This window comes from Campylobacter concisus, assembly GCF_902460415.1.
In the GTDB taxonomy this organism is placed as follows: Bacteria; Campylobacterota; Campylobacteria; order Campylobacterales; family Campylobacteraceae; genus Campylobacter_A; species Campylobacter_A concisus_Y.
Window position 1 is genome coordinate 570,085 of sequence record NZ_CABPTY010000002.1, and the last position, 6,892, is coordinate 576,976.

General features: G+C 43.0%; 5 protein-coding genes. 4 read left to right on the forward strand and 1 reads right to left on the reverse strand.

Annotated features, from left to right (window positions below; all coding sequences use genetic code 11):
- The first annotated feature begins 16 nt into the window (after window positions 1-16).
- Genes ligA through cmoA form a run of 4 tightly spaced genes read left to right on the forward strand, consistent with a single transcriptional unit; the run spans window position 17 to window position 4,223 of the window.
- The gene (gene ligA / locus FZ940_RS06930; protein ID WP_148822020.1) at window positions 17-1,960 is read left to right on the forward strand and encodes an NAD-dependent DNA ligase LigA; all 1,944 of its coding nucleotides are present in this window, start codon (window positions 17-19) and stop codon (window positions 1,958-1,960) included.
- Window positions 1,950-2,663, forward strand: a complete 714-nt coding sequence (gene tlyA / locus FZ940_RS06935; protein WP_148822021.1) for a 23S rRNA (cytidine-2'-O)-methyltransferase TlyA — start codon at window positions 1,950-1,952, stop codon at window positions 2,661-2,663. The genes ligA and tlyA overlap by 11 nt, the downstream gene beginning before the upstream one ends.
- Window positions 2,629-3,522 carry a bifunctional riboflavin kinase/FAD synthetase gene (locus FZ940_RS06940; protein WP_148822022.1) on the forward strand — a complete coding sequence of 298 codons (894 nt, stop codon included), beginning with the start codon at window positions 2,629-2,631 and terminating at the stop codon, window positions 3,520-3,522. Before tlyA ends, FZ940_RS06940 begins: the two co-directional genes overlap by 35 nt.
- The gene (gene cmoA, locus FZ940_RS06945; protein WP_148822023.1) at window positions 3,519-4,223 is read left to right on the forward strand and encodes a carboxy-S-adenosyl-L-methionine synthase CmoA; all 705 of its coding nucleotides are present in this window, start codon (window positions 3,519-3,521) and stop codon (window positions 4,221-4,223) included. Before FZ940_RS06940 ends, cmoA begins: the two co-directional genes overlap by 4 nt.
- Window positions 4,224-4,477: 254 nt before the next feature.
- On the opposite strand, the gene FZ940_RS06950 is transcribed toward cmoA, so the two are convergent.
- Window positions 4,478-6,757, reverse strand: coding sequence for a molybdopterin oxidoreductase family protein (locus tag FZ940_RS06950; RefSeq protein WP_307781498.1), 2,280 nt, complete (start codon window positions 6,755-6,757; stop codon window positions 4,478-4,480).
- Between the last annotated feature and the right edge of the window lie 135 nt (window positions 6,758-6,892).

The following is a 6,892-nucleotide window of genomic DNA, read 5'->3' on the forward strand; positions in this document are numbered from 1 at the left end:
TAAATTTGGAGCAAAAATGACAAAACAAGAGTATGAAAAAGCGGTAGATACGCTAAATGCGTGGGCAAAGGCCTACTACGACGAGGACGAGCCACTTGCAAGCGACGAGGAGTATGATGCGCTATATCACGCGGTGCTTGAATATGAGAGAGCAAATCCCAGTGAAATTTCGCTATTTTCGCCGACTAAACGAGTGGGCGGAGGTGTAAAAGAGGGTTTTAGCAAGGCAAGCCACATAAAGCGTATGTGGAGTATGGAGGATATCTTTAGCCTTGGCGAGCTTGATGCATGGCTAAAGCGTGGCGAGAAAGAAGATTTGGTCTTTGTGGCTGAACCAAAATTTGATGGAGCGAGCCTAAATTTACTCTATGAAAATGGTTTTTTGATAAGAGCGATAACGAGAGGCGACGGCGTTACAGGAGAGGATGTGACACTAAATGCAAGGACCATTAGCTCGGTGCCAAAGAGCATTAGCTACAAAGGACTTATCGAAATTCGAGGCGAAGTCGTCATAAGAAAAGAGGACTTTGAGCTACTAAACGCAGAGCGCGCAAAAGAGGGTGAGGCGCCACTTTCAAACCCTAGAAACGCAGCCGCAGGAAGTCTTAGGCAGCTTGATAGCGCGGTGACTGCTAAAAGAAAGCTGCTTTTCATACCGTGGGGCGTGGGCGAGCATACTCTTGGGCTTAAAGATCATAGTGAGGTAATGAAATTTGTACGTGATCTTGGCTTTGAAAGAGATGAGTTTTTTAAAATTTTAAAAAAAGATGAGCTCGAGGCTGCGTATAATGAGCTTTTGGCAAATCGTGACTCAAAAAGCGTAATGATGGATGGTATGGTGATACGCGTAAATGACCTTGCACGCTGCGAAGAGCTGGGCTATACGGTCAAATTTCCAAAATTTATGGTGGCGTTTAAATTTCCAGCCATTGAAAAGGTGACTAGGTTAAAAGACGTCGCGCTTCAGGTTGGCAGAAGTGGCGTAGTAACGCCTGTTGGCGTGCTTTATGAGGTAAATATAGACGGTGCAAATGTAAAATCCGCCACGCTTCATAACTTTGATGAAATAGATCGCCTTGGCGTTATGAAAAACGACTACATCGGCATCATCCGCTCAGGCGATGTCATACCAAAGATCACAAAGGTTTATAAGGATAGGCGAGATGGCAGTGAAGAAGTGATAGAAAGACCTAAATTTTGCCCAGTTTGCGGCTCACATTTGCTTGATGAGGGGGCGTTATTAAAGTGTCAAAATTTAAGCTGTAGGGCAAGAGTGGTTGGCTCAATAATTCACTACGCATCGAAAAAATGCCTAAATATAGACGGTCTTGGCGATGCGATCGTAAATTTGCTATTTGACAAGGGGCTGATCTCTTGCATAAAAGACATTTACGGCCTTAAATTTGATGATCTCATGGTGCTTGAGGGCTTTAAAGAGAAAAAGGTAAATAACCTTTTAAATGCCATTGAAGCCAGTAAAGGTGCGGAGCTAGCGCGCTTTATCACGGGCCTTGGCTGCGAGCACATTGGCGAAGTGGCAGCTAAAAAGCTAGCAAGTAGTTTTGGGCTGGGCTGGCTTGATGCTAGCTTTGAAGAGCTTGTCTCGCTTGAGGGCTTTGGCGTGGAGATGGCAAACAGCTTGATAGACTTTGCCGAGGTAAATAGAGCAGAAATTTTAGCCCTTAGCCAGATCGTGCAGCCAAGCGTGACGCAGGCGCAGAGCATCTCAAATGCGCTAAGTGGCAAAACGGTCGTGATAACTGGCACGCTAAGTCGCCCAAGAGATGAGATAAAGGCGGAGCTTGAGAGTTTTGGCGCAAAGGTTTCAAGCTCAGTTTCTAAAAAAACGGACTTTGTCTTGGCTGGCGATGAGGCTGGCAGTAAGCTAGACAAGGCGAATGAGCTAGGCGTGCGAGTGATCGATGAGGACGAATATGAGAGGCTAAAACTTGAGGTTTGATAACTACGTCGCAAGCGTTTTAAATATAAGTAGAAATAAGGCGAGCGAGCTCATTAAATCTGGCAAGGTGCTAGCAAACGGCGAAATTTGCACCAAGGTCTCAAGCGAGGTTAGTGAGGCTAAAATTTCGCTACTTGATGAAATTTATGTTGGGCGAGGGGCTCTTAAGCTAAAAAGCTTTTTGGAGACGATGAAATTTGATCTAGCTGGTAAAAATGCGCTTGATATAGGCAGCTCAACTGGCGGCTTTATGCAAATTTTGCTTGAGCGTGGCGTAAAAAGCGTGACTGGCGTTGATGTGGGCACTGATCAGCTAGATGCTAGTCTAAGAAGCGATGAGCGAGTGAAAATTTATGAGAAAACTGACGTCAGGGAGTTTGCAAAGCAAAATCAAAGCAAATTTGATCTCATAACCTGCGACGTGAGCTTTATCTCTTTGGCTGAAATTTTGCCTGCCATTTGTGAGCTTGCAAGCGAAAATTCGCTCATCATAACGCTTTTTAAGCCGCAGTTTGAAGTGGGCGTTGGCGTAAAACGCAACAAAAAAGGCGTTGTCACCGACGCTAAGGCTGTAAATTTAGCGATGAAGCGCTTTGAAGTGCTAGCAAGTAGCTTAAAATTTGAACTGATAGCTTGCAAAGAGTGCGAGGTCAAGGGAAAGGAAGGAAATGCCGAATTTTTCTACGCTTTTAACAAAAGATAACATCACTGCCGTTGCGATCGGGCACTTTGACGGCGTGCATAGGGGGCACAAGCAGCTTATAAAGCAGCTTGGCGAGTTTGGCGGACTTGTTGTCATCGATAAAAATAAGGCCAACATCACGCCAAAGCTAAAGCGAGCTGAGTACTCAAACTATCCTTGCTTTTTGTATGATTTTGAGAGTATAAAAGGGCTTAGCGGCGAGGAATTTATCGCACTTTTAAAGCGGGATTTTAAAAATTTAAAAAAGATCGTTGTTGGGTTTGATTTTAGATTTGGCAGAAATAGAGCGTGGGATAAGCACGATCTGAAAAGAATTTTTGATGGCGAGGTAGTCGTCGTTGATGAGGTTTGTTATGACGGCATGGGCGTGCATAGCTCATCCATCAGAGAGCTGATACGCCAAGGCAACATCGATGAGGCAAACAGGCTAATAGGCAGGGAGTACTCGATCGAGGGCAACGTGATAAAAGGGCAGGGCATCGGCGCAAAAGAGCTGGTTGCTACGCTAAATTTAGATATAAAAAGCTATCTTTTGCCGCGCGAGGGCGTCTATGCGACAAGAACGAGGATGGGCTCATACACCTATGGCTCGGTCACTTTTATAGGCAACAGACTTAGCACGGATGGAAATTTTAGCGTCGAGACGCACATCATGGACGAGGTCGCGCCAAAAGTGACGACGCACGTTGCTGTTTGCTTCATAAAACGTTTGCGTGATAATAAAAAATTTAATTCTCTAAGCGAGCTAAAAGAGCAGATAAAGCGCGATATAAACGAGGCTAGGCAGTGCGTTGGCGTGTGCGATCTCTTTTTTGGAGAGACGATGAGATACTTTGACGGATATGGAGCTGGTATATGAGAGATGAAATTTTTAAAGAGCCTATAAGCAAGCAGTTTGAATTTGATGACTTCGTGGCGAGCGTTTTTGATGATATGATCTCGCGCTCGGTGCCATTTTACGACGTGAGCTCAAATTTAAATGCAAAGCTGCTAGCTAAAATTTTGCCAAAATCAGCAAAAGTGTGCGACCTTGGCTGCTCTACGGCAAATAGCCTGCTTTTGCTAAATAACCTTAGAAACGACCTCGTGCTAAGCGGCGTGGATAACTCTGAGGCGATGCTAGCAAACGCTAAAAACAAGGCAAAGGCGTATGGCGCTAGTATAAATTTTATCCTAGATGACATCACGGAGTGCGAGTTAGAGGGCTTTGACGCTGTTTTGGCAAACTATACTTTGCAGTTTATCAGACCGCCAAAAAGAGCAAATTTGGTGCAAAAAATTTACAACGGACTAAATGAAAATGGAGTTTTTTTATTTAGTGAAAAGATCATCTTTGATGACAAGAAGCTTACTAAAAGCGTCATAGAAATTTACGAGGACTACAAGCAAGCGCAAGGCTACTCACGCTACGAGATCGCCCAAAAAAGAGAGGCGCTTGAAAATGTGCTTGTGCCATACACCGAGGAAGAAAATAGAAGCTTAGCCCTAAATGCTGGCTTTAAACTGGTCGAGAGCACATTTAAATGGGGAAATTTCATGAGCTTTTTGGCGTTTAAGTAAAATTCTCTTTTTAAAAAGCTATTTTTATAGTGCGTGTTTTATAAAACTAAAGCCCTAAATTTAATATAAATATGGCTTACATAATGAAAATTTAAAATTAAAGACTAAAAAGCAGCTTTTGATCTACTAAATAATCGCCTGAAGCTTATCAAGTCAATCAAAACAAATATAAAAATAAGTGATACCTTTGGGTTTATAAAATTAGAAATTTAAATTTAATAATAAAGAAATTTAGCGGGAGTTACCCGCTAAATTTACTCATTTATCGCTGCATTTCCGTGATGGTGGAAGTCATCATAGATGATCTTTGAAGTTTGGAATTTTATGCGTTTTAGTTCGCGAACTCGTAAAAATTCTTCTTCATCGATCTTTTTGATCTGAATAGCTGCTTTAAATGTCGGAGTCTTACTGATGTAGTCCCAACCGCTGCTTGTTAGCTCATTGCAAGAGCTCTCCCAGTAGTGGAAAGTCATCTGGATGATGCCATCAGGCACGATGTCTGTTACTTCAGCTTTTACGACGATATAGCCGTATCTACTCCATGCTTTGATGAAGTCGCCTTGTTTTAAGCCATATCTTGCTGCAAGTGCTGGATTCATTTCGGCGATAGGTCCGATGCTATCTCCGCCTTCTTCGATCGCTCGTGAGCGTCTTGTCATAGTGCCAACGGTGTATTGATAGACCTTTCTAGTGGTTAGAAGCTGTATCGGATACTCATCGTCAGTCTTTTCATCGACTGAACCAGCCATGATAGGATACTCAGGCGACATATTCATCTTCTTAGCAAACTCAAGTTTTGCACTCTCGATCTTATCGGCCTTATCCACAAAGAGGCATGGCACAAAACGACCTTTGCCATCAGGTGTGAAAAATTTCTTATCAAGATAGAGGCTCTGACCGCCCATGTCATCTTCATTTGGACATGGCCAGTGAAGTCCGTGATACTTTTTGATACGGTAATAACTCATGCCACCATATCGTCTTGGGTCGCATTTTCTAACTTCTTCCCAAATTTCTTCTGGTGAGTTGAAGTTAAAGCCCTCTGTTGCACCTAAACGGCGTGCGATCTCACAAACGATCCACCAGTCTTGTCTAGCATCTCCTGGAGGTGTGATGACTGCTTCGTTGTGCTGTACGCGGCGCTCTGCGTTTGTATAAAGTCCTTCTTTCTCGCTACTTGCAACACCTGGAAGTATGACATCAGCTTTTAGTGAAGTCTCGGTTAAGAATAGATCTTGCACGACGTAGAAATCAACATGAGCGATACCTTTTAAGAAGTGGTTTGTATTTGGCTCAGAGATGACTGGGTTTTCGCCGATAGTCCAGAAGAAATGAACTTTGCCATCAAGGATCGCATCAGGTACTTCGGTTTTGTGAACGCCTATTTTTGAGCTCAAAAATCCAGGTTCTAGGTGCCACATTTTTTCAAACCAAGCTCTTTGCTCTGGATCAGTGACTGAGCCAAGATTTGGGAAGATATTTGGTAAAACGCCCATATCACAGCAACCTTGAACGTTCTCTTGACCTCTTAGTGGTAAGTCGCCTGTGCCAAGCTCGCAGATGTTACCAGTGATCAAGAATAAATTTGATACGTCACAAACTCCGCCAACGCCGTGGTTAAAGTGAGTTACGCCCATGCCGTGAGTGATGACAGCTGGCTTTGTGGTAGCGTACATTCTAGCAGCCGCTCTGATATCCTCTGGATTTAGCCTTGTGTATTTAGCCACGACCTCTGGAGCATAGTCTTTTACAGCCTCTTTGACGTACTCAATGCCGATTGTGTGATCTCTTACAAATTCTTCATTTACAAGGCCTTCTTCGATGATAGTGTAAAGAAGTGCGTTTATAACAGGGATGTTGTGCTCTGGCTCTAGTTGTAAGTGAATGTCAGCTCTGCTTGCAAACTCAGTCTTAATAGGGTCGATGACGATCAGTTTCGCACCGCGGTTTAGCGCTCTTTGGATGTGCATAGCTGCTATTGGGTGACCATTTTCTGGGTTTGAGCCTATCATTAATATACAGTTACTATAAGTGCCAATCTCCGTAAAGCTATTTGTGGCAGCTCCGTTTCCGATTGTTTTAGCAAGTCCTGCTACTGTCGGAGCGTGTCAAATTCTAGCACAGTGATCGACGTTATTTGTACCAATTACAGCACGCATTAGCTTTTGAGCGACGTAGTTGTCCTCAAGCGTACAGCGTGCTGAGAAATTTCCGGCTAATGCGTCTGGGCCATATTTTGCTTTGGTCTCTTTCATTTTTTCTACGACAAGATCAAGTGCCTCGTCCCAGCTGGCTTCCTCAAAATCACCATCCTTTGAAAATACGCCATTTTTCTTTCTAATAAGTGGTTTTGTTAGTCTATCTGGACTTGCAACGTAATCCCAGCCATAAAAGCCTTTTAAACATAAATTTCCTTGATTGACTGGATTGTCTTCAACGCCTGTGGCGGCACGAACGACATTGTTTTCCACATGCAAGGTTACTTGACAGCCTGTCCCGCAATAAGGACAGATGACTTTGCCTTCTTTCATCATTTTCTCCTTTGCTATGCAATATTTGCATATTTCTATATGAGTAATATTACTAGCCAAATTCTTAATCTTTAATAAAAATTCTTTATCTATAAAAATAAATTTCTAATTTAAGTTAGAATTAATTTAATTCTATTA